Below are 597 nucleotides of genomic sequence, written 5' to 3' on the forward strand. Positions count from 1 at the left end.
TGACGGTGACAGCCTGCTGAAGTCCGGCACCTGCGGCGCGGGCTGCGCTTTTGGTGCCGGCGGGTCCGGCTTTTTCTTCGGCTCGTTGTACCAGTGCCAGCCTGTAAAGGGGTCGGCCGGCGTCACCACCGCATCAGCAGCCGGCGCTTCGTCCGCCACCGCCTGTCCGGCGCACATAACCATCATCAGGCTAATCAGCAGCCGCTTCATTATTTACCTCCTGTCTGCGCATTGACCTGCGCAGCTATGCGGTCTTTTGCCTGCTTGATCATCGTCGCTGAGTCAGGGATTTTCTGGTTAGCCATCAGGTCGCTGTAAAAGTCCTGGAAGTTAATCAGATCAAAGTTGATATCCTGCAGTTCAGGAACCGTGATGCCACGACAGTTCGGTGAGTCACCGCTGCCAAAGCTGACGTGCAGCTGATCGCGACGTCCCTGCTCCTGGATGATACGGGCGAGCTTGCCGCCGAACACGCAGTAGGCCTGCTTCTTCTGCACGCACACCCCTAGCACGGCCCTGTTGCAGGCTTCGCCGACCAGAACGGTGACCTTTTTAGCCTTCGCTTTACCGATGGCCATTTCGTCACTGTTGCAGTTG

At 58.5% G+C, this 597-nt stretch carries 1 protein-coding gene and 1 pseudogene; both read right to left on the reverse strand.

What is annotated here, in order from left to right; translation table 11 throughout:
- A pseudogene (locus IBT54_RS24865) lies at positions 1 to 210 on the reverse strand (type-F conjugative transfer system pilin assembly protein TraF); the annotation flags it as partial.
- The coding region (gene traN / locus IBT54_RS24870) for a conjugal transfer protein TraN (protein WP_201253327.1) at positions 210 to 597 on the reverse strand (388 nt) is incomplete at its 5' end. The gene traN and the pseudogene IBT54_RS24865, both read right to left, overlap by 1 nt.

The sequence above is a fragment of the Pantoea sp. S62 genome (assembly GCF_016658625.1).
Taxonomy (GTDB): Bacteria; Pseudomonadota; Gammaproteobacteria; order Enterobacterales; family Enterobacteriaceae; genus Pantoea; species Pantoea vagans.